At 68.3% G+C, this 26520-nt stretch carries 27 protein-coding genes and 1 tRNA gene; 11 read left to right on the top strand and 17 right to left on the bottom strand.

Translation table 11 applies throughout. From position 1 onward, the window contains the following. Position 1: 1 nt before the first annotated feature. From GBO37_RS03275 to uxaC, 3 genes are all read right to left on the bottom strand, one after another. Positions 2 to 595 carry a TRAP transporter small permease gene (locus tag GBO37_RS03275; protein WP_232303234.1) on the bottom strand — a complete coding sequence of 198 codons (594 nt, stop codon included), beginning with the start codon at positions 593 to 595 and terminating at the stop codon, positions 2 to 4. Between the two features lie 67 nt (positions 596 to 662). Then, positions 663 to 1634, bottom strand: coding sequence for a TRAP transporter substrate-binding protein (locus GBO37_RS03270; RefSeq protein WP_045998950.1), 972 nt, complete (start codon positions 1632 to 1634; stop codon positions 663 to 665). Positions 1635 to 1657: 23 nt separating this feature from the next. Further along, positions 1658 to 3064 carry a glucuronate isomerase gene (gene uxaC / locus GBO37_RS03265; protein ID WP_252927208.1) on the bottom strand — a complete coding sequence of 469 codons (1407 nt, stop codon included), beginning with the start codon at positions 3062 to 3064 and terminating at the stop codon, positions 1658 to 1660. A gap of 81 nt (positions 3065 to 3145) precedes the next feature. On the opposite strand from uxaC, the gene GBO37_RS03260 reads away from it, so the two are divergent. After that, positions 3146 to 3841 carry a GntR family transcriptional regulator gene (locus GBO37_RS03260; RefSeq protein WP_157001347.1) on the top strand — a complete coding sequence of 232 codons (696 nt, stop codon included), beginning with the start codon at positions 3146 to 3148 and terminating at the stop codon, positions 3839 to 3841. Here GBO37_RS03260 and GBO37_RS03255 read toward each other — a convergent pair. Beyond that, the gene (locus tag GBO37_RS03255) at positions 3838 to 5103 is read right to left on the bottom strand and encodes a glycerate kinase (RefSeq protein ID WP_252927206.1); all 1266 of its coding nucleotides are present in this window, start codon (positions 5101 to 5103) and stop codon (positions 3838 to 3840) included. The genes GBO37_RS03260 and GBO37_RS03255 overlap by 4 nt on opposite strands. Positions 5104 to 5267: 164 nt before the next feature. Here GBO37_RS03255 and GBO37_RS03250 point away from each other — a divergent pair, with 164 nt between their 5' ends. Beyond that, positions 5268 to 5798: a biliverdin-producing heme oxygenase gene (locus GBO37_RS03250; protein ID WP_194885614.1), complete on the top strand. Its 531-nt coding sequence runs from the start codon at positions 5268 to 5270 to the stop codon at positions 5796 to 5798. A gap of 47 nt (positions 5799 to 5845) precedes the next feature. Continuing rightward, positions 5846 to 7984 carry a histidine kinase dimerization/phosphoacceptor domain -containing protein gene (locus GBO37_RS03245; RefSeq protein WP_252927202.1) on the top strand — a complete coding sequence of 713 codons (2139 nt, stop codon included), beginning with the start codon at positions 5846 to 5848 and terminating at the stop codon, positions 7982 to 7984. Here GBO37_RS03245 and GBO37_RS03240 read toward each other — a convergent pair. Next, positions 7965 to 8432, bottom strand: coding sequence for a response regulator (locus GBO37_RS03240; protein ID WP_127898753.1), 468 nt, complete (start codon positions 8430 to 8432; stop codon positions 7965 to 7967). The genes GBO37_RS03245 and GBO37_RS03240 overlap by 20 nt on opposite strands. Further along, positions 8429 to 9544, bottom strand: a complete 1116-nt coding sequence (locus GBO37_RS03235) for a PAS domain-containing protein (RefSeq protein ID WP_252927200.1) — start codon at positions 9542 to 9544, stop codon at positions 8429 to 8431. The genes GBO37_RS03240 and GBO37_RS03235 overlap by 4 nt, the downstream gene beginning before the upstream one ends. Before the next feature lie 117 nt (positions 9545 to 9661). On the opposite strand from GBO37_RS03235, the gene GBO37_RS03230 reads away from it, so the two are divergent. Beyond that, positions 9662 to 10279, top strand: a complete 618-nt coding sequence (locus GBO37_RS03230) for a nucleoside/nucleotide kinase family protein (protein WP_252927197.1) — start codon at positions 9662 to 9664, stop codon at positions 10277 to 10279. Here the strand turns inward: GBO37_RS03230 and GBO37_RS03225 are convergent. The 6 genes from GBO37_RS03225 to GBO37_RS03200 form a co-directional block, all read right to left on the bottom strand. Then, positions 10276 to 11064, bottom strand: coding sequence for an ABC transporter permease (locus GBO37_RS03225; RefSeq protein ID WP_252927194.1), 789 nt, complete (start codon positions 11062 to 11064; stop codon positions 10276 to 10278). The genes GBO37_RS03230 and GBO37_RS03225 overlap by 4 nt on opposite strands. Continuing rightward, entirely contained in the window at positions 11061 to 11942 is an 882-nt protein-coding gene (locus GBO37_RS03220) for an ABC transporter permease (RefSeq protein WP_252927191.1), read from the bottom strand. Before GBO37_RS03220 ends, GBO37_RS03225 begins: the two co-directional genes overlap by 4 nt. Beyond that, complete coding sequence (locus tag GBO37_RS03215) at positions 11935 to 12939, bottom strand: ABC transporter ATP-binding protein (RefSeq protein WP_252927188.1); 1005 nt, start codon at positions 12937 to 12939, stop codon at positions 11935 to 11937. The genes GBO37_RS03220 and GBO37_RS03215 overlap by 8 nt, the downstream gene beginning before the upstream one ends. Before the next feature lie 50 nt (positions 12940 to 12989). Then, on the bottom strand, positions 12990 to 14108 hold the full coding sequence (locus GBO37_RS03210; protein ID WP_045981663.1) for an extracellular solute-binding protein: 1119 nt from the start codon (positions 14106 to 14108) through the stop codon (positions 12990 to 12992). A 210-nt stretch (positions 14109 to 14318) separates the two neighbouring features. Beyond that, positions 14319 to 14507 (bottom strand): hypothetical protein, encoded by a 189-nt coding sequence (locus tag GBO37_RS03205; protein ID WP_167550363.1) that lies wholly within the window; start codon positions 14505 to 14507, stop codon positions 14319 to 14321. Further along, a complete protein-coding gene (locus GBO37_RS03200) occupies positions 14459 to 15178 on the bottom strand; it encodes a PepSY-like domain-containing protein (protein WP_252927185.1) in 720 nt (239 codons plus the stop codon). Before GBO37_RS03200 ends, GBO37_RS03205 begins: the two co-directional genes overlap by 49 nt. A gap of 132 nt (positions 15179 to 15310) precedes the next feature. Here GBO37_RS03200 and GBO37_RS03195 point away from each other — a divergent pair, with 132 nt between their 5' ends. From GBO37_RS03195 to preA, 5 genes are all read left to right on the top strand, one after another. Next, entirely contained in the window at positions 15311 to 15679 is a 369-nt protein-coding gene (locus GBO37_RS03195) for a PepSY domain-containing protein (RefSeq protein ID WP_127898760.1), read from the top strand. 10 nt (positions 15680 to 15689) lie between these two features. Further along, positions 15690 to 16349 carry a response regulator transcription factor gene (locus GBO37_RS03190; RefSeq protein WP_127898761.1) on the top strand — a complete coding sequence of 220 codons (660 nt, stop codon included), beginning with the start codon at positions 15690 to 15692 and terminating at the stop codon, positions 16347 to 16349. Continuing rightward, positions 16346 to 17644 carry an ATP-binding protein gene (locus tag GBO37_RS03185; protein WP_252927183.1) on the top strand — a complete coding sequence of 433 codons (1299 nt, stop codon included), beginning with the start codon at positions 16346 to 16348 and terminating at the stop codon, positions 17642 to 17644. The genes GBO37_RS03190 and GBO37_RS03185 overlap by 4 nt, the downstream gene beginning before the upstream one ends. Before the next feature lie 97 nt (positions 17645 to 17741). Further along, positions 17742 to 19097, top strand: a complete 1356-nt coding sequence (locus GBO37_RS03180; RefSeq protein ID WP_252927181.1) for an NAD(P)-dependent oxidoreductase — start codon at positions 17742 to 17744, stop codon at positions 19095 to 19097. A gap of 10 nt (positions 19098 to 19107) precedes the next feature. Further along, the gene (gene preA, locus GBO37_RS03175; RefSeq protein WP_252927178.1) at positions 19108 to 20406 is read left to right on the top strand and encodes an NAD-dependent dihydropyrimidine dehydrogenase subunit PreA; all 1299 of its coding nucleotides are present in this window, start codon (positions 19108 to 19110) and stop codon (positions 20404 to 20406) included. 105 nt (positions 20407 to 20511) lie between these two features. Here the strand turns inward: preA and GBO37_RS03170 are convergent, their stop codons facing one another. Genes GBO37_RS03170 through GBO37_RS03160 form a run of 3 tightly spaced genes read right to left on the bottom strand, consistent with a single transcriptional unit; the run spans position 20512 to position 23887 of the window. Then, the gene (locus tag GBO37_RS03170) at positions 20512 to 21981 is read right to left on the bottom strand and encodes a carboxypeptidase M32 (RefSeq protein ID WP_252927175.1); all 1470 of its coding nucleotides are present in this window, start codon (positions 21979 to 21981) and stop codon (positions 20512 to 20514) included. Then, on the bottom strand, positions 21978 to 23123 hold the full coding sequence (ctaA, locus tag GBO37_RS03165) for a heme A synthase (RefSeq protein ID WP_252927172.1): 1146 nt from the start codon (positions 23121 to 23123) through the stop codon (positions 21978 to 21980). The genes GBO37_RS03170 and ctaA overlap by 4 nt, the downstream gene beginning before the upstream one ends. Positions 23124 to 23158: 35 nt before the next feature. After that, on the bottom strand, positions 23159 to 23887 hold the full coding sequence (locus GBO37_RS03160) for an RNA methyltransferase (RefSeq protein WP_045998933.1): 729 nt from the start codon (positions 23885 to 23887) through the stop codon (positions 23159 to 23161). Between the two features lie 68 nt (positions 23888 to 23955). Here GBO37_RS03160 and GBO37_RS03155 point away from each other — a divergent pair, with 68 nt between their 5' ends. Then, positions 23956 to 24558 carry a thiamine phosphate synthase gene (locus tag GBO37_RS03155; RefSeq protein ID WP_127898765.1) on the top strand — a complete coding sequence of 201 codons (603 nt, stop codon included), beginning with the start codon at positions 23956 to 23958 and terminating at the stop codon, positions 24556 to 24558. On the opposite strand, the gene purN is transcribed toward GBO37_RS03155, so the two are convergent. After that, positions 24555 to 25142 carry a phosphoribosylglycinamide formyltransferase gene (gene purN / locus GBO37_RS03150; RefSeq protein ID WP_252927170.1) on the bottom strand — a complete coding sequence of 196 codons (588 nt, stop codon included), beginning with the start codon at positions 25140 to 25142 and terminating at the stop codon, positions 24555 to 24557. The genes GBO37_RS03155 and purN overlap by 4 nt on opposite strands. Continuing rightward, positions 25139 to 26179, bottom strand: a complete 1041-nt coding sequence (gene purM / locus GBO37_RS03145; RefSeq protein ID WP_252927169.1) for a phosphoribosylformylglycinamidine cyclo-ligase — start codon at positions 26177 to 26179, stop codon at positions 25139 to 25141. The genes purN and purM overlap by 4 nt, the downstream gene beginning before the upstream one ends. A gap of 106 nt (positions 26180 to 26285) precedes the next feature. On the opposite strand from purM, the gene GBO37_RS03140 reads away from it, so the two are divergent. After that, positions 26286 to 26362, top strand: a tRNA-Ile gene (locus tag GBO37_RS03140). The last annotated feature ends 158 nt before the right edge of the window (positions 26363 to 26520 follow it).

The raw sequence follows: 26520 nt of genomic DNA, 5'->3' as shown, positions 1-26520 counted from the left end.
CTCAGGTCCTTTCGCGGGGGCGCGCAGCCTTGCCGTCCAGAAGGTCATCGGCGCGCACCGCACCCGGCGCGCCGTCGACGACGCCGTCCGCGGCATCGTCCATGTCACCAAAGCGCATCGTCTTCAGCCCCGCCGCGCGGCGCAGGATGCGTTCGACCGAAAACAGCATCAGCAGGATGCCGCCCCCGATCAGCGGCGCGAAATCCCACAGGCGCGAAATGCCGATGCCCGGCACCACGCCGCTGGCCGCGCGCGCCGCCAACTGCCAGCCGAACCACGCCATGCCGAAGCCGAAGGCCGTCACGACCACGTCGGACAGGCTGTGGAACCACGGCCGCCAGCTTTCCGGCACGACCATCAGGCCCACGTCGAACGACAGGTGATAGCCTTCCTTGACCCCCACGGCGGCGCCCAGGAAGATGAACCAGCCCATCAGCATGACGGCGGCCGGTTCGGCCCAGAACAGGCTGGACCCCATCACGTAACGGAAGAACACCTGCGCAAAGACAAAGGCGGTCATCAGAACCAGCCCGATCCCCGCCAGCCACAAGGCCGCCTGCGCGACCGCGCCGGTCAGCGTGGCAAATCTGATCATCCCCTCGCGCATCGCGCATCCCCCGGAAAAGAAAAGGCCGCCCGCGAGGTCCGCGGGCGGCGTGATGTCACTGGGTCGCGCGGATGCGTTCGACCAGGTCCTTGTTCTCGGGGGTGGTCACGTACTTGTCGTAGACGGGCACCATCGCCTCGATGAACGGGGTCTTGTCGATCTCGGTGATGACCTCGGCACCGGCGGCGGTCACCTTGTCCAGCGATTCCTGTTCCTGCGCCGCCCACAGGTCGCGCTGCAGGGTCGAGGAATTCTGCGCCGCCTCGCGCAGGATCGCCTGATCCTCGGGGGTCAGCTTGTCCCAGCTGGTCTTGGACATCGCGACCAGTTCGGGAACGATCAGGTGCTCGTCCAGGGTGAAATACTTGGCGACCTCGGCGTGGCCCGAACTGTCATAGCTGGGAAAGTTGTTCTCGGCTCCGTCGATCACGCCGGTCTGGATGCTGGAATAGACCTCTCCATAGGGCATCGGCGTGGCGTTGGCGCCAAGCGCATCCATCATGTCGACGAACACGTCGTTCTGCATGACGCGGAACTTCATCCCCTCGAGGTCGGCGATCGACTGGATCGGCCGCTGCGAGTTGTAGAAGCTGCGCGCCCCGCCGTCGTACCAGGCCAGTGCCACCAGATCGCGCTCCTCGAACGCGGCGGCAATCTCCTCGCCGATGGGACCGTCCAGGACCGCGTGGCTGTGCTCGACGGACGTGAACAGATAGGGCAGCGACATGATCTGGGTGACCGGCACGATGTCGTTGAACGACCCGAAGCTGGCGCGGACCATGTCGATGACGCCGAACTGGGTCTGCTCGATCGTGTCCTTCTCCTCGCCCAGCTGGGACGACGGGAACACCTCGATGCAGATGCGGCCGTCGGTCTTCTCGCGGACCTCCTCGGCCATGGCCTTGACGCCCTCGACCGTCGGATAGCCGTCGGGATGGGTATCGGACGACCGCAGCGTGATCTCGCAGGCGGTGGCGAAGCTGGCCGAGGCCAGCAGGCCCGCCAGGGTTGTCATCAGCAGTTTCATGTTATCCTCCCAGATACAGATGCTCAAAGCTTGTAGGCCCGCTTGGCCAGGCCATAGGTCAGGTCGCGCGCCACCTCGGGGGCCTCGTCCTCCTCCAGACGTCCCGATGCGACCAGGTCGGCCAGCCAGGCGCAATCGACCCTGCGCGCCACGTCGTGACGGGCCGGGATCGAACAGAAGGCGCGCGTGTCGTCGTTGAACCCCACGGTGTTGTAGAACCCCGCCGTTTCCGTGGTCATCTCGCGAAAGCGGCGCATGCCTTCGGGGCTGTCGTGGAACCACCATGCCGGACCTAGCCGCAGGCAGGGCCAGACGCCGGCCATCGGGGCCAGTTCGCGGGCATAGGCGGTCTCGTCCAGCGTGAACAGGATCACCGTCAGGCGCGGGTCCATGCCCACCGCGTTCAGCAGCGGCCGCAGCGCGGTCACGTAATCGGTGCGGCCAGGGATGTCGAAGCCCTTGTCGCGGCCGAACATCGCCAGCACGTCGTCGGAATGGTTGCGGCGCGACCCGGGGTGGATCTGCAGGACCAGCCCGTCGTCAAGGCTCATGCGCGCCATCTCGGTCAGCATGTGGCCGCGGAACGCGTCGGCCTCCTCTGCGGTGCAGGTGCCGCGCAAGGCCTTGGCGAACAGCGCAGCGGCCTGGTCGCGGGGCAGATCCTCGGTCCGGGCCGACGCGTGGCCATGGTCGCTGGACGTCGCGCCATGGTCGATGAAGAACGCCCGACGCGCCCGATGCGCGTCCAGGTATCCTTCCCAGGTCGCGGTGTCGAACCCGGTCTGCTGGCCCATCAGCGCGACATTGTCGGCGAACCCGGCCATCTCGGGGTCGATCACGCCGTCCGGACGATAGGCGGTGATGACCCTGCCCCCCCAGTCGCTGTCGCGGATCATCCGGTGCCAGCGCAGATCGTCGGTCGCGGCCTCGGTCGTGGCGATCGCCTCGATGTTGAAACGGTCGAACAGCGCGCGGGGCCGGAATTCGGGCCGGGCCAGGCACTCGGCGATGTGATCGTAATACCAGTCGGCCGTGTCTTCGGACAGGCGGCGGTCAATGCCGAAGACGTGCTGGAAGCTGTGGTCCAGCCACAGGCGCGACGGCGTGCCGCGAAACAGCGGATAATGCCGCGCGAACAGCCGCCAGATGGTCCGCCCATCCGTTTCGGTCGGCCCGCCATCGGCGCGGGGCACCCCCAGGTCGGTCAGCGCCACCCCCTGCGAACACAGCATGCGGAACACGTAATGATCGGGCGTCACGAACAGCTGCGCGGGGTCGGGAAACGCCTCGTTCTCCGCAAACCAGCGCGGATCGGTATGGCCGTGTGGGCTGATGATCGGCAGGTCGCGCACCTGTTCGTACAGCGCGCGGGCCAGATCGCGGGCGCGGCCCTGGGTCGGGAACAGGCGGTCGTCGTCCAGCAGTGTCATGTGATCCCCCTCCGACTCACTTGCCATTCCGCTAGTCGTCTAATATGCTAGTTTACAGGTTCGGTCAACGCGGGGATGATCATGTCGGTTCAGGAACTGGACAGCTTGCCACCGCTGCAGGATCTGCGCCCCCGCACCGTCACCGACCAGATCTTCGAGCATCTCTATGCACGGGTCGTCGGGCTGGACCTGCCCCCCGGCGCGAAGCTGTCAGAGGCCGAGGTCGCGGCCCGGATGGGCGTGTCGCGCCAACCGGTGCGCGACGCCTTCTATCGGCTGTCGCAGCTGGGCTTCATCCAGATCCGCCCGCAGCGGGCGACCACCGTCACCCCGATCTCGACCGAGGCGGTGATGCAGGCCTATTTCATCCGCAGCGCGCTGGAACAGGCGACCATGCGGGTCGCGGCGCTGACGTTGCAGCCGTCGGACTGGGACGGCCTGGAACGCCTGATCGACCTGCAGGAGGCCGCCAGCCGGGAGGACCGGCGCAGCGATTTCCATGCCCTGGACGACCAGTTCCACCGTGACATCTGCGCGGCGGCGGGCAAGGAATTCGTCTGGAACCTGGTGCGCGACAACAAGGGCCACATGGACCGCGCGCGCTTTCTGTCGCTGTCCTACGGCGCCTCGACCGCCTTCATCGAGCATCGCGATATCCTGGCCGCCCTGCGTGCCCGCGACCCCGAGGCCGCCGCAGGCGCCCTGCGCGACCATCTGAGCCATATCGAACACATTCTGGAACGGCTGCGCATCGACCAGCCGGGCATCCTGGCCTAGCCGGCCGGGACCACCAGCACCGCCCGGAAATCGTTGACATTGGTCAGCGTCGGCCCGGTGCGGATCAGGCTGTCCGTCGCGTCGAACAGGCTGTAGCTGTCATGCCCCGCCAAGGCCGCACGCATGTCCAGGCCCAGCTCCGCGACCCGCTGCGGCAGATCGGGGCCGATGATGGCGCCTGCCGCGTCCTCGGTCCCGTCAATGCCGTCGGTGTCTGCGGCAAGCGCGTGGATGCCCGGCTGCCCGCGCAGCGCCACGGCCAGGGACAGAAGAAACTCGGTGTTGCGCCCGCCGCGGCCGGGATCGCCCTGGCCGATGGTCACGGTCGTCTCTCCGCCCGACAGCAGGACCGCGGGGGCCGGGGCGGGGGTGCCATGGGCGGCGGTCGCGCGGGCGATACCGGCCATGGCGATGCCCAGCTGCGCGGCCTCTCCCTCCAGCGCGTCCCCCAAGAGGACGGGCGTCACCCCGGCGCGTTCCGCCACGCGGGCGGCCGCCAGCAACGACATCTGCGGCGTGGCGATCAGTCGGCAATCGGCATCGAAGGCCGCGGCGGGCTGCGGCGGCGCCATCAGCAGATCACGCGCCGCCTGCGGCAGGTCGGGGCCCAGCCGGTCGACCAGCCAGGACAGGTCCTGTCCGGCGGTGGGGTCCGGCACCGTCGGACCGGATGCGATGGCCGCCGGATCGTCGCCCGGCACGTCGGAGATCGCCAGCGTCACCAGCCGTGCGGGCGCGGCCGCCTGCGCCAGCCGCCCGCCCTTGATCGCCGACAGGCGCCGGCGGACGCGGTTCATGTCCTCGATCGTCAGGCCCGACCGCAGCAGCAGGCGGTTGACCATGATCTTGTCCTCCAGCGTCAGCGGCGCGCGGGGCGCCGCCATCAGCGCCGACCCCCCGCCCGAGATCAGCGCCAGCACCAGGTCGTCCGGTCCCGCCGCCTTGGCCGCAGCCAGGATTCGTTCGGCGGCATCCTGCGACGCCGCGTCAGGCACCGGGTGGGACGCCTGGCACACGGTGATGCGCCGCGTCGGAACCTGGTGCCCATGTCGTGTGACCACGATGCCGGACAGGTCGACATCGGGCCAGGCGGCCTCCAGCGCGGCGGCCATGGCTGCGGCGGACTTGCCCGCGCCCACCACGATGCAGCGGCCCTGCGGCTTGGGCGGCAGATGATCGGCCAGCACCTGCGCGGGATCGGCGGCGCCCACCGCCGCATCGAACATGTCGCGCAACAGCGCCTGTGCCTGGTCCTGGTTCATTCCGCCTCCGTCGGTGATCGCGTCGCCCGGGGGCGCGCCTGTGGCGCCATCATAGGGATGGTGCCGCGGTTTGCCAGCACCGCCGCCGCTGGCCCCTGCCCCGCCGATCTGCTAGGGCGCCCCGGATTGCGGCCCCGCGCCGCCCCAACCCGCCCGAGGCCCCGGTGACCCAGCATGTTCTGCGCAGCGTCCTTCGCGACGGCACCGGCGATCTGCACGCGACGCTGGACGCGCAGGTGGGCGCGCTGGACAGCCCGGCGGCCTATCTGGCCTATCTGCGCGGCAGCCACGCGTTTCGCAGCGCCATCGATCCGCTGCTGGAGGCCGGCTCGGCCCGGATCGGCTGGCGGCCGGTGATGCTGTCGGATGCGACGGCGCGCGATCTGGCGGACCTTGGCGCAGGGCGCCCGACCCCTGTGGCCCCGCCTGCCCTGCCCGACGCCGCGTCCGTCGCGGGTGCGCTGTATGTGGTCGAAGGATCGACCATCGGTGCGGCGCTGATCGCGCGCAGGGCGGCGGCCTTGGGATACACCGCGGGCCACGGCGCATCGCACCTGGCGCTGCAGACGGGCGATCCGCGCCGGTGGCGGCGGTTTCTGGACTGGCTTCATGCCGCGGATCCGGACCCCGCACGGGCGGTCAAGGCCGCGCGGGCGGTGTTCCAGACCGCCATGACCGCATTTACGCAACGGTAAACGAAAAGCAATTGGACGGCTGACCTGGACCGCCTTAGAAATCCGTAATGTCCACAGCCCTGCCCAACCCTGCCGATGCCCGTGATCTGACTGCCTGCGACCGCGAACCGATCCATGTTCCCGGATCGATCCAGGCGCATGGCCACCTTCTGATCGTCGACCCGGGCGACGGCCGGATCGTCGGCGCCGCGGGACGCGCCGACGGCCTGACGCGCGACATGATCGGCCAGACCCTGTCGCAGGCGCTTGGCGGCGTGCTGCGCAATGCAATCGACGATCTGCCCGATATTGGTCCCGTTCCCCTGGCACCCGTGATGATCGACGGGGCATCCTGGGACCTGCTGGCCTATCGCAGCGGCGCGCATGTCGTGATCGAGATGCTGCCCGCGCTGGATCAACCGCCGCTGGATGCACGTTTCCTGGGCCGGATGCAGGCGCTGGACGCGGTGCTGGAGCGGGCGTCGTCCCTGCCCGACCTGATGCGGAACGCGGCGGGCGTGTTCCGCCAGCTGACCGGCCACGCGCGGGTGATGATCTATCGCTTCATCGACGACGAGGCCGGGGCCGTGGTGGGCGAAAGCCGTGCCGAGGGCATGGGCACGTTCATGAACCACCATTTCCCGGCATCCGATATTCCCCGTCAGGCGCGCGCCCTCTACGTGCGCAACCGCGTGCGGGTCATTGCCGACGTGCATGCCCCGGTCCAGCCGATCACCGGCAGCGCTCCCGGGATCGAGGCCATCGACCTCAGCGATTCGATGCTGCGCAGCGTCTCTCCGGTGCACCTGCATTATCTGCGCAACATGGGGGTGGGTGCATCGGCGTCGATGTCGATCATCAAGGACGGGGCCCTGTGGGGTCTTGTCGCCTGCCACCATCCCGAACCGCGCGACCTGTCGCTGGCCACGCGTCTGGCCTGTCAGTCCCTGGCCGACAGCCTGGCCCGCCAGATCCGCCTGCGCGAGGAGACGGTGCTGTACCGCGAACGCATCCGCCTGCGCGCGCACGAGGATACCGTGCTGGCCCGTCTTGGTCCTGACGACCAGCTGGACCAGTTCTTCGCGCAATCCGCGGGACCGTTGGCCGAGCTGGTGGGCGCCGACGGCTTTGCCGCCGTTCAGGGCAGCGAGCTGTTCTCGTCGGGCAGCTGCCCCGATCCGGCGGCGCTGCGCCATCTGGCCGACCATGTGCGCCAGTCTGCGGCGATCACCCCCTTTGTCAGTTCCAACCTGGAACGCGTGATCCCTGCGGCGGCGGCCTATCGCGACGTTGCCAGCGGCATGCTGTCGGTCACCATGTCGACCGAGGTGCCGACGATCCTGATGTGGTTCCGCGCCGAAAAGCTGCAGGTCGTGACCTGGGCCGGCAACCCGCATAAGGACGTCCCCACGGTCCCCGGCGCCACGCTGGAGCCGCGCGCATCCTTTGCGGCCTGGTCCGACGAAGTGCGCGGCAAGTCGCGCCCCTGGACAGCCGCCGAGGTCGAGGCCGCCAGCCGCCTGGTCCGCCTGATGCTGGAAGCGCGCAGCTCGCGGCGCATCCGCCGGCTGAACGCCGAATTGTCCATCACGCTGCGCGAGAACGAGAGCCTGATCCAGCAAAAGGAATTCCTGCTGCGCGAGGTCAACCACCGCGTCCAGAACAGCCTGGCCCTGGTGGCATCCTTCCTGCGCATGCAGGGCCGCGGCGCCGATTCCCTGGTCCGCACCCAGCTGGACGAGGCGCAAAGCCGACTGTCGGCCGTCAGCCTGGTCCATCGCCGCCTTTATCAGGACGACAGCGCCCAGATCGTGGACCTGGCGATCTATCTGGACGACCTGCTGCGCGATATGAAATCGTCGCTGGACCCAGCTTGGGCCGACGCGATCCAGACCGAATTCGCGCCCATCCTGGTATCGGCGGATCGTGCGGTCAGCATGGGCCTGCTGACCAACGAGATCGTCGCGAATGCCATCAAGTATGCCTATGACGGCCAGCCCGGCCCGGTGTCGGTCGTGCTGTCGCAGACGCGCAACGGGATGCTGTTGTCCGTGACCGACAACGGCGTGGGGTCGGACGGGTCCATCAAGGGCACCGGCTTTGGCATGCGGATGGTCGCGTCGCTGGTCGAGCAGCTAGGCGGCAAGTTGCAGTCGGACACGAATGCGCCCGGTCTGCGGGTGGTGATCACCGCTCCCCTGGACTGACGCCCCATTGCGCGGCGAAGGCGGGCGAGGCCACGAAGCTGCCGGGTTCGGGCGACACGGGGGGCGGATCGCACACGCCCTCCTCCAGGTATTTCAGCGCGGCGACGAATCCCGCCGATGAGAACGGCTTGGCGATGACGCCATGCGCGCCGTCGAAATCGTCGGGAATCTTCTTTGGGTTGGCCGTGACAAAGACCACGATGGTGTCGGGCCACTGCTTCTGGATGGCGCTGTTGACCTGCAGGCCGGTGCTGCCGCGTGCCAGCTGCATATCGACCAGCGCGACGTCCGGGGCCTTGTCCGTGGGCAGGGCCATCACGTCCTGCAGCGACGATGCCACGGCCAGAACCTGATGGCCGGCATCCTCGATCATCATCTCGATGTCCATCGCGATGATGAACTCATCCTCGACCACGAGGATCGACAGCGGCGCCTTGGGGCGGTTCATGGAATTTCCTTGTCGATGACGACGCTGACCTGGATCGACCCTTGATCGGTCCTGGACCAGGCCACGCGCGTTCGTGTCTGTGCGGCAAGCCGAGAGATGATCTGTTCGTTCACCCCGGACGGCGAATAGACCGGATCGGCCTCGGCGTCCCCCTGGCTCGGAGGTCCGAAGCCGATGGACAGCTCGACCCGCGCGGGCGTCGTCCGCGACGAGATGTCGAAGACCTGGCCCTTCGCGACGTTTTCGGGGCGGATCATGTGCGCCAGGATCTCGTTCACGATCAGCCCGATCGCCGCCGCCTGCCCCGCAGGCACCTCGGCCCGGCCCAGATCGGCGCGGATGCGGATGTCGCAATCGGCGCGGCTTTGCGTCAGGTCGGAGGCAAGGTTGACGGCATAGGATCCGATGTCGAACCGCGTCACGTCGTCGGACTGGTACAGGTGGCGATGCACCGTGGCCAAGGCGTCGATCCGGGTCATCATCGCGCGCAGCATGTCGGCCGTGTCGCTGTCCGCCGCCTCGCGCAGCTGCAGGCGCAGGATCGACCCGATCATGGTCATGTTGTTCTTCACGCGGTGATCGACCTCGTGCAGCAGCAGACGCTGTGCATCCAGCGAATCGCGCAGTTCGGCGACGCGGCGGGTCACTTCGGCCTCGACCCGCGATTTCTCGCGCGCCATGCGGGACTGCACGTCGATCCGGTCGGTGACGTCCAGCTGCGAGGCAAAGAAGAACCGGATACGGCCCGCATCGTCGCGCACCGGGCTGAGATACAGCGCGTTCCAGAACGACGTTCCGTCCTTGCGATAGTTCAAAATATCGACCGAGATGTCGGTCCCGTTCTCGACCGCCTCGCGCAGGCGGCGGATCGTGTCCTGGTCTGTCTGCGACCCCTGCAGGAACCGGCAGTTGCGACCCATCAGCTCGTCGCGGTCGTACCCGGTCAGGCGCTGGAACGCGTCATTGGCAAAGACGATGGGATTGTCGGGCAGGCTGGGGTTGGTGATGATCATCGGCATGCGCGTTGCCCGCACCGCGGCCGCGAAGGGATCGCCGCGTCCGTGTTCATGATGCAGCGCCTCGGTCAGGTGCCAGTCGTCCCGTTCGTCCACGTCGCGTCCCTTGTAAGCCTGCCCCAGACCCTGTCGTCTGCTTCAAGGCACTGCCGCCTTGAATGGTTCCGGAATATCGGAAAAGGATCGCTGTGACAGGCCCTCAAAGGTGACATGATGACCACGACGACAGATCTTCCCGACCTGAGAGAGCGCCTGCGGACCATGGCCCGCGGCCCCGGCCGGACCATGGTCGCCCTGGCGGGCCCTCCGGGCGCGGGCAAGAGCCATGTCACCGATGCGCTTCTGGCCGATCTGCCGGGGGCGGCGCTGCTGCCGATGGACGGGTATCACCTGGACGACCGGCTGCTGTCGGCACGCGGCGATCTGCCGCGCAAGGGGGCGCCCTGGACGTTCGACCTGAACGGCTTTGCGGTCATGCTGGAGCGGCTGGCCGCCGATGACGGCCGCGACGTGCTGGTCCCCGTCTTCGACCGCGACCTGGAGATCAGCCGCGCCGCCGCGCGTGAGATTCCCGCCAGCGCCCGGCTGATCCTGGTCGAGGGGAACTATCTGCTGCTGGACCGGCCCGGCTGGCGCGACCTGGGGCGTCATTTCGCGCTGACCGTGATGCTGGACGTGCCGCAGGCGGTGCTGCGGGCCCGCCTGACGGCCCGCTGGCGCGATCTGCCACCCGATCAGGCCCGCGCCAAGCTGGAGGCCAACGACCTGCCCAACATGGAGCTGGTGCTAACCGCCAGCCGTGCACCCGACCTGATCCTGCCGAACGGCTAGGCCGCGCGCCGGCGCCGCGCGACCTCATAGGCGATGGCCCCGATGACCGTGGCCACGATGATGACCAGCGCCAACGCGTTCACCGCGGGCGTCAGGCCGGTGCGGACCTTGGTCGCGATGAAGACGGTCAGGGGCGTCTCGAACCCGCGCACGAACAGCGTGGTGTTGTAGTTCTCGATCGATTGCAGCACCGCGAGGCCGGCCGATGCGATCAGCGCGGGCCGCAGGAACGGCAGCGTCACGCGGCGGAACACCATCACGCGGCTGGCGCCGAGACCCAGGGCCGCCTCCTCCTGCGTGCGGTCGAACCGCTGCAGGCGGGCCATGACCATCAGCATGACATAGCAGATGATGAAGGTGGACTGCGCCAGCACGATCAGGAACACCCCGCCGCCCACGCCCATCTGCCGCCACAGGATCAGGGTCGAGATCCCGATCACCACCCCCGGCGTCAGCAGGGGCGACACCATCACCGCATAGGCAAAGCTGCGCGCCCGCGCATGCAGCGATGTCAGGACCAGCGCCGCCGCCGTGCCCACCGGCACCACGATCACCACCACGCAGACCGCGACCAGCACGGACGTCCACAGCGCCTGCCACATGGCCGCGTCCGCCCACATGGCGGCGAACCATTCCGTCGTCGTCCCCTGCCACGGGATCACCGTGGGAAAGCGGCTTTCATTGAAGCTGGCCGCGCCCATGATGATCAGCGGTGCGAACAGATAGGCCGCGAAGACCATCAGATACAGCCAGAACATGGCGCCGAAGATGCGTTCCGCCCTCATTTCGCGACATCCGTCAGGTTGACGCGGAACAGCCGCAAGGTGATCAGGACGACCGCCAGGCACAGCACCAGCAGCACCAGCGCATAGGCCGCGCCGCGGTTCCAGTCGCCGCCCTCGAAGAACCAGTTGTAGATGATCTCGGTGAACCATCGGCTGCCGGGCGATCCAAGCAGCGCGGGCGCGACATAGCTGCCCGCCGCCAGCATGAAGGTGAACACGAAACCCGTGGCGATCCCGGCCTTGGCATGGGGGATGACCACGCGGGCATGGATGCGCCAGGGCGACGCGCCGAGGTCGCGCGCGGCCTCGATCTGGGCCTTTTCCAGCGATTCGATGGCGTTGTAGATCGGCAGCAGCATGAACAGGATATAGGCATAGACCATCGCTGCCAGCACGCCGCCGTCACCCTGCCAGCGGATCGGTGCGTCGATCAGGCCGATATTCGTCAGCACCGCGTTCAGCGGCCCACGATAGGCCAGGATGATGAACCAGGCCAGCGTCCGCAGCACCTCGTTGATGAAGAAGGGGATGATGATCAGCATCATCGCGATGGCCAGCTGTCCCGTCGTGGCCCGCTGCGCCATCCAGAAGGCGATGGGATAGCAGACGGCAAAGGTCACCGCCGCCACCAGGCCGCTGGCCCAGATCGTCTTGAAAAAGATCGCGCGGTGCGTGGGCTCTCCGGCAAGATACAGGATGTTCGACAGCGTATAGGTGTCGTCCGGCCCCCCAAGCGCCGCGGGCGGCAGGTTCGGTCGCAGGGCATAGTCGATCATCATCAGGTTCGGGGCCAGGACCATCACAGCCAGCCAGAACAGGACCAGGATCAGGAAGATCGTCGAAAGCCCCGGTCCGAAACGGTTTTTCAGATCACCCATCGCCCAGCACCACCGCATGTCCCGCGTCGAACCCGAACCCCGCCCGGCTGCCCGGAACCGGCGCATCGGCCAGCCGCGTCGAGGGCACCGATGCCGTCAGCGCCGTCCCGCCGTCGAATCGGCCGTGGACCAGCGCAAAGGATCCTTCGAAATCGACACGCTCTATCTGCGCCTGCAGGGGGTTTTGGCCGATACCGGGCACCAGCGCCTCGGGGCGGACATAGATCGTGCCCTGCACGCCCGGCGCGGCACCCTGTCCCGCGCGACCGGTCAGCGGGCCCAAGTCGGTCTCGATCCGGGCGGTGCCGGCCTGCACGGCGGGGTTGTCGTACAGCTCTCGGGGCGTGGCGACCTGTTGCAAGAGACCCGCCGACATCACGGCGACGCGGTCGGACATGGCCAGCGCCTCTGACTGGTCGTGGGTGATATAGATGAAGGTGACGCCCGTGCGCTTCTGGAGCGCGCGCAGTTCGGCGCGCATGTGCTGGCGCAGCTTCAGGTCCAGGGCGGAAAGCGGTTCGTCCAGCAGCAGGACGCCCGGTTCCACGGCCAGGGCGCGGGCGATGGCCACGCGCTGACGCTGGCCGCCGGACAGTTCGCCCGGCATGCGGTCGCCGTATCCCTCCAGCGCGATCAGGCGCAACAGGTCGTCGGCCTTGGCCCGGCGTTCGGCGCGGCCGACCCCGCGGGCCTCCAGGCCGAAGGCGATGTTGTCGCGCACCGACATCAGCGGGAACAGGGCCAGCGACTGAAAGATCATCGCGGTCGGGCGCTGGTTGGGGCCCAGCCCCTTCATGTCCCGGTCGCCGATCAGCACGCGCCCCTCGGTCGGCTCTATGAAGCCCGCGATCATGCGCAGGATCGTGGTTTTGCCGCAGCCCGAAGGCCCCAAGATGGAGAAGAACTCTCCGGCCTCGACCTTGAAGCTGACATCGCTGACGGCGCGGGTGGTGCCAAAAGTCATGCCGATGCCGGCAAGTTCGACCGAATGGGACATTGTGTCTCCTGCAGGAATTGGGGGGCGGCGCAAACCGCCCCCGGTTGGGTTCAGGCCGACAGGAAGCGGTCCTGATACTCGTTGCGCTTGGTGATGTACCAGCTTTCCTGGATCGGCCACCACCACAGCTTCTCCAGTGCGTCGCCCGGATAGGCGGCGGCGAAGAAGGCCTTGGCCTCGTCCGAGGTCAGCTGATCGGAGCCCACCGCGGTCGAGTTGATCTTGGTCGCGTTGGTGTACATCGCGCCGGCCTCGGGCGTCAGGAACCAGTTGATGAAGGCATAGGCGCCGTCCAGGTTCGCGGCCCCCGTCGGGATCGACAGACCCTCCATCCAGGCCAGCGCGCCTTCCTTGGGTGCGATGAAGCCCACGGGCAGACCTTCGGACGCCAGGGCGGCCGCGGTCGAATCCCAGGTCTGGCCCACGGTGGCGCCGTTGACGCGGAACGCGCCCTGGGCCTCGTTCTCGTTGGTCCAGAACTGGATGATGTTGCCCTTGCGCGCGATGGCCTCGGCCAGGATCACGTCGAAGATCTCGATCTGCGCATCGGGATCGGTGAACGCATCCAGCAGCGGCCGCGGCAGCTTGCCCTCGGCCTCCAGCCACAGGCCCAGGCCGATCAGCGAGGAATGCCCGCGCACGGTCGCCTGCGCGCCGTCCTTCCACAGATCGCCATAGGACGCGGTGCCGTATTCCAGCGGGTTCTGTTCGGTATCGAACGCGATCGCCTCGGTGCCCCAGTCGGTCGGCACCTGGTACCGCTTGCCGTCCACGACCGCGCCCAGGTTGACCGAGTTCTCCCAGGCACTGGGCAGCACCTTGGCGACCTCGATGCGCGATTCGTCCAGCGGCTGGATCAGGCCGAACTCGACATAGTTCGGGACGCGGTCGACGGTCGGCCAGATCAGGTCGAACCCGGCGCCGTTGTTGGCACGCAGCTGGTTCAGCAGCTCGTCGTTGGTGCCATAGGGGGTGAAATTCGGGGTGATGCCCGTGGCCTCCTGAAAGGCGCCCAGGATCTCGTCGTTCAGATAGCCGGCCCAGGCAAAGATGTTCACCTGCCCCGCACCCTGCGCCATGGCGCCGCGCGCCAGATAGGGAGAGGCCAGCGCCACGCCAGCCGTGGCCGCAGCCCCGCGCAGAAGGCCGCGTCGGTCGATCCGTGTCATAGAAAGATCCTCCATGTCGTTGTCACTCAGCCGTTTCCCGTTATCGGGCATGCGTGTCGATAAAATGACACGACGCCAAGGGCTTTGGCTTGGCCCGCAGCCTAGACCGGGGCCGCGCCAAGGCAAAGTGTCTTCTTGGTCAGCCCGTCGCGGCATGGAAAAAGGGCCGCCCCGGACGGGACGGCCCTCGCGGCGCAGCCTGCGCCGCGATCAGCGGGCGGTTTCGCGCACCAGCTGGCCCTGCGGGTCTAATTCCAGGGTGACGGTCTCCCCGTCGGGATTGGTCGCATCCAGCAGGACGCGCGGTCCCTCCTGGCGCATCAGGCCGAACGCGCTGTAGCCCGCCTGCGTCAGGCGCTGGTTCGCCGCGACGGTGTCGAACTGCGGCGCGGGGGGCATGTCGCCGCGCGGGCCATCACCCCGGGGGCCTTCGGCGCGCGAAGGACGGCCCCCGCCTCGTCAAAGGCCGCGCGCATGTCCTGGCCGCCGGTATCCTCGCCCTTGACCTCGAAGCGGCCGTATTCGGCCTTGATCTCCTCGATCATGCCGAACTGGGCCATGACCTCGTTGCCGCGCACGGCCTGCGGCAGGATCGCGTCGATGATCGGCTGCGGCAGGGCGGTGTCGTCGGTCTCGATCTCGATCAGGGTATTGTCGGGGGCGAACTTGACCTCGACCTCGGCGCCGTTCTCCTGCCAGCCCTTGATCTCCAGGTGGCGCGGGGTCTGCTTGATCTCCTCGAAGCGGGCGAACAGCGCCATCGCGGGCGTGCCGCGCACGGCACCGGGCAATGCGGCATCGATCAGCGGCGCGGGCAGGCTGCCGTCGTCGGCCTCGATCTTGATCAGATTGCCGGCCATGTCGAACTCGGCCTCGATCTGGGTGCCGTCCGGCAGATAGCCCTCGTATTCGCGCTGGCCGTCGCGCTTGGTCTCGAAGCTGATGCGGTCCAGGTCCAGCCCCTGCAGCATGGAGGGCAGCTCGACGCCGGGGGTCTGGGCGATGGCGGGGACGGTCCCGGCCATGACGGCGATCAGGGCGGCGGTGGATGCAAGATGCTTGCGGGTCATGTGACACTCCTTTGGGTCGATGTCGGCTGGCGGTTCCGGCCTTCTGCGAATCGTTTCTAGCCCAACGCACCCGAACGGATCGCCAACGCGCCGTTTGGTTTCCATTTCCCCCGGACAGGGCATAGTGGCCCCATGACACGTGCCCCGAATCCTCTGATCCTTGTCTTGGCCCTGATGGCGCCGCTGGCGGCACTGCCCCAGCCTGCGCCCCCGGCCGCCCCCCCGCCGGACCCTTGGGCCACCAGCTTTCAGCCGCAACCGTTCCACCGCATGGCCGAGGCGGTCACAGCGCGCTATGACGGCCGCCTGGTCGCGGCCGAGACGCGCCCGCCCCGCCCCGCCGAACGCGCCGCGGGGGTCGAGCTGGTCTATGAATTCCGCCTGCTGACCACGCAGCGCAACATCCTCAACATCCGCGTGGATGCCCGCACCGGGCGTTTTTTGGAAGTGGCCGGACGCGGCCAGCTGGAGGCGCGCCGCGCGCCCCGCACCCAAGACTGAAGGACCTGACATGCGCGCCCTGATCGTCGAGGACGACCCCCTGCTGGCCGACCAGCTGTCCCAGGCCATGATCCAGGCCGGCTTCGTGACCGACATCGCCCCAGACGGCACCCAGGGAGAGTTCCTGGGCGCCACCGAAAGCTATGACGTGGCCGTGCTGGACCTGGGCCTGCCCGGCCTGCCCGGCATCGAGGTCCTGACCCGCTGGCGCGACCAGGGCATCGCCATGCCGGTCCTGATCCTGACCGCGCGCGGCGACTGGACCGACAAGGTGGCGGGCTTTCGCGCGGGCGCCGACGATTACGCCGTCAAGCCCTTCCGCTTGGAAGAGGTCGTGCTGCGCGCCCAGACCCTGATCCGCCGTGCCGCGGGCCATGCGCGCCCGCAGATCGCGGCCGGGCGGCTGCAGCTGGACGGCCAGCTGGGCGTCATCACCCTGGACGGGATGGCGCTGCGGCTGACGGCGTTTGAACAGCGCATCATGACCTATCTGATCACCCATCAGGACCGCGTCATCAGCCGGACCGAACTGTCCGAACACCTCTACGAAGCCGAGACGGACCGCGACTTCAAGTCGATCGAGGTCGTCATCGGCCGCCTGCGCAAGAAGGTCGGCGACGGGATCATCGAGACCCGTCGCGGCGAGGGCTATGTCCTGAGGTCGGCGTGACGCGGTCAATCCGCGGCCGGCTGCTGCTGCTGGCGGCGGTCTGGCTCACGGCGGCGCTGCTGGGGGCGTTCCTGCTGATCGCGCAGCTGCTGGAGGATTTCGTCACCGACCGGTTCGACGCCGAAACCCTGGCCATCGCCGACAGCCTGATTGGCCAGCTGGAGGTCGACGACGACCGGGTCGAGCTGGACGACACGCCGCTGGACGTGCGCTTCACCCTGCCGCTGTCGGGTTGGTACTGGCAGGTCATGGCGGGGGATGCGACGGTGGCGCGCTCTCCGTCGCTGCTGGACGGGCAGCTGACCGGGCCCGCGGGCGATCTGACCGGCGCGACGGGCCGCGACGCCGATGCGGCGGGCCTGCGCGTCCTGCGCCGAGAGCTGACCATTCCCGACAGCGACGCCCTGATCGCGGTCACCGTGACCGCCCCCCTGGCCGAGATCGAGGGCAGCCTGGCGCAGATCGTGCGCCCGCTGGCGGTCGCGCTGGTGGTGCTGGGGCTGGGCCTGGCCGCCGCCAGCGTGATCCAGGTGACGCTTGGCCTGCGCAGCCTGGACCGCCTGCGGGCCGACCTGGCCCGCGTGCGCGCGGGCGACAGCGACCGGCTGGCCCGCCCCGACGTGTCCGAACTGCGCCCCCTGGCGTCAGAGATCAACGCGGCGCTGGATCAGAACGCGGCCCTTCTGACCCGGTCGCGCCAGCATCTGGGGAACCTGGCCCATTCGCTGAAGACGCCGCTGGCGGCCCTGTCGAACGAACTGCCGCCCGATCATCAGGGCCAGGCCCTGATCACGCGGATGGATCGCCTGATCGGCTGGCACCTGCGCCGCGCGCGACAGGCCGGGCCGCGCCTGCTGGGGCAGCGGACCCCGGTCGCGCCGGTCGTCGACGACATCCTGCTGGTGCTGCGCTGGCCCCTGGCCGACCGCGGCATGACTGCCGATGTCGATTGCCCCCCGGACGCGGCCTTTCCCGGCGAACGCCAGGACCTGGAGGAGATGATCGGCAACCTGTCCGAGAATGCCGCCAAATGGGGGCGCACGCGCCTGCGCATCACCGTGCGCGTCCTGCCGGACCGCCTGATCCTGCGGATCGAGGATGACGGTCCCGGCCTGTCGCCCGACCAGGCCCCCCTGGCCCTGATGCGCGGCGCGCGGCTGGACGAACTGGGCGCCCCCGGCGCGGGGCTGGGCCTGGCCATCGTGGCCGATCTGGCGGCGCTGCATGGCGGCGAATTGCGGCTGGAACGGTCCGATCTGGGCGGTCTGGCTGCCATCCTGGACCTGCCTGCCTGAAATTTCCGCAAAGCTTTGCGGCCCATATTTTACCATTTGATAAAAAAATGGACCTGTGTCAGCCTGATTTCACCAACAGGTGAGCCAGGAGACGAAAATGTCCCAAGCGAGATTAAGCCCCGGCGTGGTGCCGGGACGACTGCCCCCCGACCAGCTGGCGGCGAACTTCGTCGATGTCGCCCCGCCGCTGGACCGCCACGAGGCGCATGTGGCCGCTGACCGGTGCTATTTCTGCCATGACGCGCCCTGCATCACGGCCTGTCCGACCAGCATCGATATCCCGCTGTTCATCCGCCAGATCGCGACCGACACGCCGGACGCGGCGGCGATGACGATCTTTCACGCCAACATCCTGGGCGGCATGTGCGCCCGCGTCTGTCCCACGGAACAGCTGTGCGAGGGTGCGTGTGTGCGCATGGAGGCCGAGGGCAAGCCGGTCGAGATCGGGGCGCTGCAGCGTTACGCGACCGACGGGCTGATGGCGCAAGGGTCGCACCCCTTCAAGCGCGCCGCCCCCACGGGCAAGCGCGTGGCCGTGGTCGGCGCGGGCCCCGCGGGCCTGGCCTGCGCGCACCGCCTGGCCGCCAAGGGCCATGACGTGGTGATCTTCGAGGCGCGGCCCAAGCCCGGCGGGCTGAACGAATACGGCATCGCCAGCTACAAGGCCGTGGACGGTTTCGCGCAGGCCGAGGTCGATTGGCTGATGGGCATCGGGGGGATCGAGCTGCGCCACGATCAAGCGATCGGCCGCGACATCACCATGGCTGCGCTGCAGTCCGAATACGATGCAGTGTTCCTGGGCATGGGCCTGGGCGGCGTGAACGCGCTGCGCGCAGACGGCGAGGACCGCACGCATGTGCTGGACGCCGTCAGCTTCATCCGCGACCTGCGCCAGGCCAGCGATCTGGGCACCCTGCCCGTCGGCCGCGACGTGGTGGTGATCGGCGGCGGCATGACCGCCGTGGATGCCGCCGTACAGGCCCGCCTGCTGGGCGCCGAGAACGTCAGCATCGTCTATCGCCGCGGTCAGGACCGCATGGGCGCCAGCCGCCATGAACAGGACCACGCGACCGCCAGCGGCGTGCGGATCATCTGCAATGCGGCGCCCCTGGCGGTCCATGGCAACGGCGCGGTGACCGAGGTCGAGTTCGCCTATACCCAGGACGGCCCCGACGGGCTGCATGTGACCGAGGACCGGTTCCGCCTCCGGGCCGACCAGGTGTTCCGCGCTATCGGCCAGCGCCTGGACGGCGCGCCCGAGGGGCTGGAGCTGGCCGGGGGCAAGATCCTGGTGACCGGGCCGGGCCGCACGACGCTGGACGGGGTCTGGGCCGGGGGCGATTGCGCATCCGGCGGCGACGACCTGACCGTGACCGCGGTGGCCGAAGGCCGCGACGCGGCAGAAGACATCGACGCCCGGCTGACCGGACGTCCCGTCGAAATCCCCGGCTGAGGACGAACCCATGGCAGACCTGCGCAGCAATTTCATCGGGATCAAGTCCCCGAACCCCTTCTGGCTGGCCTCGGCCCCGCCGACCGACAAGGAATACAACGTCCGCCGCGCCTTCCAGGCCGGTTGGGGCGGCGTGGTGTGGAAGACGCTCGGGTCCGAAGGCCCGCCCGTCGTCAACGTGAACGGCCCGCGATACGGCGTGATCCACGGTGCCGACCGCCGCGTCCTGGGCATCAACAACATCGAGCTGATCACCGACCGACCCCTGGAAGTGAACCTGCGCGAGATTAAGTCGGTCAAGCGCGACTATCCCGACCGGGCGCTGATCATCAGCCTGATGGTGCCCTGCGACGAGGACAGCTGGCGCGACATCCTGGCCAAGATCGAGGATACCGGCGCCGACGGGGTCGAGCTGAACTTCGGCTGCCCGCACGGCATGGCCGAGCGCGGCATGGGATCGGCCGTGGGCCAGGTGCCGGAATACATCGAGATGGTGACCCGGTGGGTCAAGCAGTATTCCCGCATGCCCTGCATCGTGAAGCTGACGCCCAACATCACCGATGTCACCAAGCCCGCCGAGGCCGCCAAGCGGGGCGGCGCCGATGCGGTCAGCCTGATCAACACGATCAACTCGATCACCTCGGTCGATCTGGACCTGTTCGCGCCCCAGCCCACCATTGACGGCAAAGGCAGCCATGGCGGCTATTGCGGCCCGGCGGTCAAGCCCATCGCCCTGAACATGGTGGCCGAGATCGCGCGCAACCCGGCAACCGCAGGCCTGCCCATCAGCGGCATCGGCGGCGTCACCACTTGGCGCGACGCAGCCGAGTTCATGGCGCTTGGCGCGGGCAATGTGCAGGTCTGCACGGCGGCGATGACCTATGGCTTCAAGGTGGTCCAGGAGATGATCACCGGCCTGCACGATTATCTGGACAGCCATGAGATGGGCCTGTCCGACCTGATCGGCCGCGCGGTGCCCAACGTGCGCGACTGGCAGCAGCTGAACCTGAACTATGTCACCAAGGCGGTGATCGACCAGAACGCCTGCATCAGCTGCGGCCGCTGCTATGCCGCCTGCGAGGATACCAGCCACCAAGCCATCGCCATGAAGCCGGGCCGCGTCTTCGAGGTGATCGAGGAGGAATGCGTCGCCTGCAACCTGTGTGTTGATGTCTGCCCGGTTGAGGACTGCATCACCATGCGTGAGCTGGAGATCGGCGAGATCGACAAGCGCACCGGCATTCCGCGCGGCGAATACGCGAACTGGACCAGCCATCCGAACAACCCGATGGCCCGCGCCGCCGAGTGATCCGATGCGGCCGGGGGGCCTTGCGCCCCCCGGGACATCCGCAGGGTATTTGGTGAACGAAAAAGCCCCGCGGCGATGGCCGCGGGGCTTTGTCATGCGGGACGATCACAGACCGTAGATGCGGCCGAACTTCTGTTCCAGATAGTCCAGAAGCGGGTCGGGGCCGATGGGCCGGCCCGCGGCGGTCTCGATCACCTCGGTCGGGGTCATCAACCCGCCGTGGCGCTGAACGTTCTCGCGCAGCCATTCGGTGGCGGGGGTCGCGTCGCCCTGGGCCAGGGACGCGTCCAGATCAGGCACCGCGCCGCGCAAGGCCTGGTTCAGGCAGCCTGCATAGACATTGCCCAGGGCATAGGTCGGGAAATAGCCGAAAAGGCCCACCGACCAATGGACATCCTGCAGCACGCCGTTCGCGGGACGATCGACCGCGACGCCGAAATCCTTGAGGAAGCGCGCGTTCCACGCCGCCTCCAGGTCCTGCGTATCCAGCCGCCCCGAGATCAGGTCTCGTTCAAGATCAAAGCGCAGCATGACGTGCAGGTTGTACTGCACCTCGTCCGATTCGGTGCGGATATAGCCCGGCGTGACGCGGTTGACCGTCGCATAGAAGGCGTCGGGATCGGTGATGTTCAGCCCGTCGAAGGCCTCGGACATGCGTTCAAACAGCCAGCCTGTGAAGGCGCGGCCGCGGCCCAGCTGGTTCTCATAGATGCGGCTCTGGCTTTCGTGGACGCCCATAGACACGCCGCGCCCCAGGGGGGTGAAGGCGTAATCGGGATCGATGCCCAGCTCATAGCTGGAATGGCCGACCTCGTGGATGGTGGAGTAGAGACAGTTGAACGGATCCGTCTCGACCACCCGCGTGGTGATGCGGCTGTCCTGCCAGCGCCCCGAGCTGAAGGGATGCACGGCCAGATCCATCCGCCCCCGCGTCCAGTCATAACCGAAGGCCGTGGCACAGGCGCGGGCCAGGCGCAGCTGGGTTTCCTGCGGGAAATGGCCCTTCAGCGCCTGTGGCTGATCGGCACCCAGGACGTCGTCGCGCAGCGCGACCAGGCGCGGGCGCATCGCGTCGAACAGCGTCGCCAGACGCGCCCCGGTCATGCCGGGTTCGTAATCCTCCAGCAGCGCGTCATAAAGATCGCCGCCATCGGCCAGGCACGCGGCCTCCTCGCGCTTCAGCATCAGGACCTGATCCAGGGTCGGCAGGAAATCCGCGGGCGCGTCCTTGGCGCGGGCCTCGGCCCAGATGCCCTGGGCCAGCGAGGTCAGCCGCGCCAACTCGGAGGCCAGCCGCGCGGGAATGCGGCTGCTGCGGGCAAAATCGCGCGCGATCAGGGCGACGGCGCGGCTGTCGGCCGGCGTCTGCGGATCGGACGCGTCCAGCCATTCGCCGATGCGCGGATCGGTGCGGCGGTCATGCAGCACCTCCTCCATCGCGCCCATCTCCTCGGCGCGCTGTTCGGCGGCGCCGCGGGGCATCACGGTCTCTTGGTCCCAGCCCAACCGTTCGGCGACGGAGGACAGGGCTTCGGTCTGGCGCTGGAAGGCCAGCAGGTCGGTCAGCGCGGTCATCGGATCGCCCCCCGGATCGAGGTTTCAAAGGGATAGCGCGCATGGTGGCGCGCCCGCAGGATCATCGCGAACAGCACGACGGCGCCGAACTGGTGCGTCAGGGCCAGAAGCAGGGGCGATGCGTGGATCACGTTCAGGATGCCCAGCCCGATCTGCGCGGCCATCGCCACGATCATGACACTGAAGGCGCCGCGCGTCACCGGATGGGGCGAGCGGCGCGCCCGCAGCCAGACGACGACGGCGAAGATCGCCAGCAGATAGCCGGTCATGCGGTGGATGAACTGCACCAGGGCCGGGTTCTCGAAGAAGTTCCGCCAGCCCAGGGTGCCGTCCCAGATCGCCACCGGGATCCATTCGCCCCCCATGGTGGGCCAGCCGGTATAGGTGCGGCCCGCGTCGATGCCCGCGACCAGCGCGCCCAGCAGGATCTGCACGAAGGTCAGGTGCATCAGCCCCGTGGACATGCGGAACAGCTTGGCCTCTCCGGCGCGGCGCGCGCGCATCAGCTCGGCCTCCGACCGCGACAATTGCAGGACGTACCAGGTGATCAGGCCCAGGATTAGGAACGCGATGCCCAGATGCGTGGCCAGGCGATAGGACGCGACACGCAGCATCCCCTCGTTCAGGCCCGAGCTGACCATCCACCAGCCGATCGCGCCCTGCAGGCCGCCAAGCGCCCCCAGGGACAGAAGGCGGGGCGTCCAGCCCGTGGGAATGCGCGACGTGGCCCAGAAGAAGACGAAGCCCAGGGCCCAGACCAGACCGACCACGCGGCCCAGCAGACGGTGCCCCCATTCCCACCAGTAGATGTACTGGAACTCCGACAGCGACATGCCGCGGTTCAGCTCCTGGTACTGCGGGATCTGGCGGTAGAGGTCGAATTCGCTCTGCCAGTCGGCGGCGTTCATGGGCGGGATGGCCCCGGTCACGGGCTTCCATTCGGTGATCGACAGGCCCGACCCGGTCAGGCGCGTGGCGCCACCCACGACGATCATCGCCAAGACCAGCACGAACAGCACGGCAAGCCAGGCGCGGATCGCGCGGCGCGCGCCGCGGGGGCGGGCATCGATCATGCCGGTGGTCTGGACGGGTCGGGCTGCGGTCGGGTCCGAGACTTCCTGGAAGACAGGGCGCTTGGCCATCGCAAGGCTCCTTTCGGGCGGAGGTTAGGGGCGGGTCAGCGCCGGGTCAACTGACGCAGGACGCCGTGCAGGATCCGCACGTCGCCCTTGGTCAGGGTCAGGCGCGACCACATGTTGCGCATGTTCAGACGCATCGACGCGGCCTTGGTTTCCGGGAAGAAGAACCCGGCCTGGGTCAGCTGGTCGTCGTAATGGTCGCCCAACCGCTCGATCTCGATGCGGTCGGCGGGGGCTTCGGCCTCGGACCGGCGCAGATGGGGCGCGGGTTCGGGCGGCAGGATGTCGCGGCCGAATTCGTATCCCATCAGCAGGACGGCCTGGGCCAGGTTCAGCGACGGGAAATCGGGGTTCACCGGCACCGTCACGATGGCGTTGGCCCGCGCGATGTCGTCATTCTCCAGCCCCGTGCGTTCGGGGCCGAAGATGATCGCGGAGCGGCCATCATGGGCGCGGGCCTGGGCCATCGCGGTTGCGGGCGTGAAGACGGGCTTGGTCAGTTCGCGCCCGCGCGCGGTGGTGGCATAGGCATAGTCGATGCCCTCCATCGCCAGGGCCAGCGTGGGATAGACGCGGGCCGTGTCCAGCACGCGGCCCGCCGCCCCCGAGGCCATAGCGACGGCCTTGGGGTTGGGCCAGCCGTCGCGCGGATCGACGATGCGCATGTCGGTCAGGCCGAAATTCAGCATGGCGCGGGCGGCCGCGCCGATGTTCTCGCCCATCTGCGGGCGCACGAGGATGATGACGGGTTGGCGTTCGATCTGCATAGTCCGGCAGATAGTCCGTCTGGCGGCGGCGGGCAAGCTGCGCTATCTGCGACACAAAGGAGATCGCCATGACCGACGCCCCTCAACTGTACCTGATGACCCCTGCCGGCGCCCAGGCATCCAGCCTGGCACCGATGCTGGCCGAGGTGATGGACCGCGTGGCCCCCGCCTGCCTGCGCATCCGCGGCGGCGCCGAGGAGGACGAGCTGGGCCGCCTGGCCGACATGGCACGCGAGATCGCCCATGCCCGAGACGTGGCCGTGGTGATCGACGATCACGTCAAGCTGGCGCTGCGCCACGGGCTGGACGGAGTGCACCTAAACGACGGGGCCAAGGCCGTGCGCTATGCCCGCAAGGAGCTGGGCGACGACGCGATCGTCGGCGCGTTCTGCGGCACGTCGCGCCACGAAGGCATGAACGCGGCCGAGGCGGGTGCGGATTACGTGGCTTTTGGTCCGGTCAGCGACAGCGCGCTCTATCGTGGTGATCCGGTCGAGCTGGAGCTGTTCCAGTGGTGGTCCGAGATGATCGAGGTGCCGGTCGTGGCCGAAGGCGCCATCACGCGAGAGCTGATCACCCAGCTGACGCCGATCACCGACTTCATCGCCCTGGGCCCCGAGATCTGGACCCAGGAAGACCCGGCCGCGACACTGGCCCTGCTGTGGGGCTAAAGGACCAGGGGCGTTCGGTCGCCTGACGCGAACCGACGCAGCACCGCCGGGTACAGGCGGTGTTCCTGCACCAGCACACGCGCGGCCAGGGTCGCGGCGTCATCGCCGGGCAGGATCGGCACGCGCGCCTGACCCAGGGCCGGCCCTGCGTCCAGTTCCGGCGTGACCAGGTGCACGGTGCAGCCGGCCTCGGCGTCACCGGCGGCGATGGCGCGGGCATGGGTGTCGAGACCGGGGTATTTGGGCAAAAGAGAAGGATGGATGTTCAGCATCCGCCCCTGAAACCGCTGCACGAATTCGGGCGTCAGGATGCGCATGAAGCCGGCCAGGCAGATGATGTCGGGCCGGGCCGCCAGCAGCGGCTGCAGCAGCGCCTGTTCGAACCCCGCCCGGTCGCGCGGAAAGTCGCGGTGATCGACGGACGCGGTCGGCACGCCCAGTTCGGCGGCACGGGCCAGCCCGCCCGCCTGCGGATCGTTCGACGCGACCAGTACGGGGCGCGCCGGGTGATCGCCGGTCATGTCCTGCAGCAGGCGGATCATGTTCGACCCGCCCCCCGAGATCAGGAGCGCGACCCGTTTCACGCAAGCGTGCCGGAATAGCGTACGCCCGCGCCCGCCGTGACAGTGCCAAGGCGATGCACCGTCTCTCCCTGCTGGGACAGCAGGTCGGTCAGCGCATCGGCGCGGTCGGCGGCCACGACCAGGATCATGCCGATGCCGCTGTTGAAGGTCTTGAGCATTTCGGACGTCTTAATACCTCCGGCCTGGGCCAGCCAGGCGAAGACGGGGGGCAGCGGCCAGCTGCCCAGGTCGATGTCCGCGCCCAGGTCCTTGGGCAGGACGCGGGGCAGGTTCTCGGTCAGGCCGCCGCCGGTGATATGGGCCAGCGCATGCACGCCGCCAGCGCGGATCGCGGCCAGGGCGGGCTTGACGTAGAGCCGCGTGGGCGTCAGCAGCGCCTCTCCCAGGGTGGTGTCCGCAAAGGGCGCGGCGTCGGACCACGCCAGACCGGCGCGTTCCGCGACCTTGCGGACCAGCGAATAGCCGTTGGAATGCACGCCGTCCGAGGCCAGGGCCAGCAGCACGTCCCCCTGCCCCACGCCCGCGGGAAGCGCCGCGCCGCGGTTCATCGCGCCCACCGCAAAGCCCGCAAGGTCGAAATCGCCGTCGTGATACATGCCGGGCATCTCGGCGGTCTCTCCGCCGATCAGGGCGCAGCCGGCGGCCTTGCAGCCGCGGGCGATCCCCTCGACCACGCGGGCACCCTCGTCGACGGACAGCTTGCCGGTGGCGAAATAGTCCAGGAAGAACAGCGGCTCGGCGCCCTGGCAGACGAGGTCGTTCACGCACATCGCGACCAGGTCTTGACCCAGACCGTCCAGATGCCCGGTGTCGATACCGATGCGCAGCTTGGTGCCCACGCCATCGGTGGCGGCGACCAGGATCGGGTCGTCATAGCCCGCAGCCTTGAGGTCGAACAGCGCGCCGAACCCGCCAAGCGCATCCATGACGCCCGGCCGCTGCGTGGCGGCGGCGGCGGGCTTGATCCGTTCGACCAGCGCGTTCCCCGCGTCGATGTCGACGCCTGCGTCGCGATAGCTGATCCCGTTCTGTGTCATGTCGGCCCCCGGCTGATGTCGGCCCCCCGATAGCGGAACCGCACCCATTGGGCAACGCCCAAGCTTGACCTGACCGCCATGCGGCACTAGGCAATGCGTGCTGCGGGGGCCTGTAGCTCAATTGGTTAGAGCAGGGCGCTCATAACGCCTTGGTTGCGGGTTCAAGTCCTGCCGGGCCTACCAGCAGCGGGAAATTACCATTTAAGTTCATCACAGGTGTCCGACGCGGAATTAAGGCGTGGGACACCTTAGTGATCATCAGGCCAGCCGTAAGGCTTGTGACCCCACTTGCCCGACGGGTGCGCGCGAACCTCCTCTAGGGCGGCCTCCATCGACTCTGA

Origin of the sequence: Paracoccus sp. 08 (assembly GCF_024105395.1) — a bacterium.
In the GTDB taxonomy this organism is placed as follows: Bacteria; Pseudomonadota; Alphaproteobacteria; order Rhodobacterales; family Rhodobacteraceae; genus Paracoccus; species Paracoccus marcusii.
This window is presented reverse-complemented; position numbering and strand designations above follow the sequence as displayed.